Genomic DNA, 1,614 nt, shown 5'->3' with positions numbered 1-1,614 from the left:
ACGACGACCCGCGCCCCTTCCGGAATATGCCGGAGTGCGGCTTCGACGCCCTGGGCGTGGACCTCGCGGGCGGTCACGAAGCGGCTGCCATAGCGCCGCGCCGCTTCGATTTCGGTGAGGCGTGCGCTGCCGACGCCACGGATGCCGACCTGCACGATGCCGGCAACATGCGGCATCTCGCTCGCCCGGCGCATCGGGTTCGAATAGCCGTAGCGTTCGCCATGCAACTCGTCGCGCCAGTCGATATGGGCGTCGATCTGCAGGATCCAGATCGGCCCGTGATCCGCAAAGCCGGCGAGAAACGGAATGGGTACGGAATCGTCGCCGCCGAGCAGGATCGGTACGGCCGGCAATGCCAGGACTTCGCGCGTCTTCGCCTCGATCCGGGCCCGGTTGCCGGCATTGTCATGCATGGTGGTCGGGATATCGCCGGCGTCGATGCAGCAGACCGGCTTACCGTCGAACAGCGGGCCGCCGAGGTCGAAATCCCAGTGCTCGACGAGCTCGGCATCGTCCTGGCTCGCAGCGCGGATGGCGTCGGCGGCCAAGGCATAGCCGCTGCTGTCCTTGCCGGGATAAGTGCTGCCGTGACCGGCTCCGAAGATCACCGCACGAGGCATGCGGCCATCGGCGAGACGATCGGGAAAACCGAGAAAGGGAGGCGAGGCGGTCATTCTTGATGGTCTTGATGAATCAGAGAATCTTTCGGTTATGGATGTATCAGGTTGGCGAAGCTCTGTGGAGCGAAACGCGCCAATCTAGCCGCCCCCAAGGCCACATCAGATGTTGCAACCAAGTTCGAATGTCGCGTTGCTGGCAAAGTAGAAATGTCGCAAAGGGGCAATTCGCAGGGCAGGTCGCAGCAATTAAGAAGCGCGACAGTGACTCTTGGCGCCGACGTGGCACCCGATCGGGCGTAAGCTGGTCGGGGTTGCGCAGGCCGATCGGGTGCGGCTCAGCCAAGCTCCTCGGCTTTAGCTTTGAGAGCTGCCGCTACGGACGAGCTTCGTTGGCCGAGGTCGACCGCGGCGGGACCCTGTATTCGCTCAGCATCGTGACGACATCGGCGATCCGACTCTTGTCACTCTCCGTCAGCCGCAGATCGAGGTCGACGGATGCGCGCCCGACTTCCGGGACGGGGGCGTCAGCGGGCGCTTGCTCTCGCCGGGCGGAACCAGGCGGCCTGCCGCGCTTGCGACCACTCCTCACATAGCCGTTGCTCTCGGCGCCGTCAGGGATGCCGAACATATGGTCGGTCTGACCGGTGCGGCGTGGCCCGCGCTTGCTGCGTTGCAAGTCGCGGCCAACCTGCATCTCGGCAACCATCTCCAGAACGGCGTCCAGCCGCTTGTTCTCGACGATTGCCGAACGATGGACAGAGCGCAGCTCATCGAAGGCTTTGTAGGACAGGGCAACGCCCTCATGCCTGATCTCGAGACGGCCATCGGGATAGTCGCAGACGACCACCTTCTTGCGGGCGAGCTTCTTCGCGATCTCGGTCGGGTGGAGAATGAACATCACCTTGTCATAGCGCAGCGTCAGGGCGTCGGTCAGCGTACGGACCTCCTTGCGGCACAGGGCGCCGTCCAGGTTGTCATGAGCGGCGAGGGGACG

At 64.2% G+C, this 1,614-nt stretch carries 1 protein-coding gene and 1 pseudogene; both read right to left on the bottom strand.

What is annotated here, in order from left to right; genetic code table 11:
• Nucleotides 1-674, bottom strand: a 674-nt coding sequence (locus tag E5W87_RS08625; protein ID WP_292395952.1) for an arginase family protein, incomplete at its 3' end; no start/stop codon positions are given.
• Nucleotides 675-1,191: 517 nt separating this feature from the next.
• Nucleotides 1,192-1,614 (bottom strand): annotated as a pseudogene (locus E5W87_RS08620) (ISNCY family transposase); the annotation flags it as partial.

The organism is Mesorhizobium sp., from assembly GCF_004962925.1.
GTDB lineage: Bacteria > Pseudomonadota > Alphaproteobacteria > Rhizobiales > Rhizobiaceae > Mesorhizobium.
This window is presented reverse-complemented; position numbering and strand designations above follow the sequence as displayed.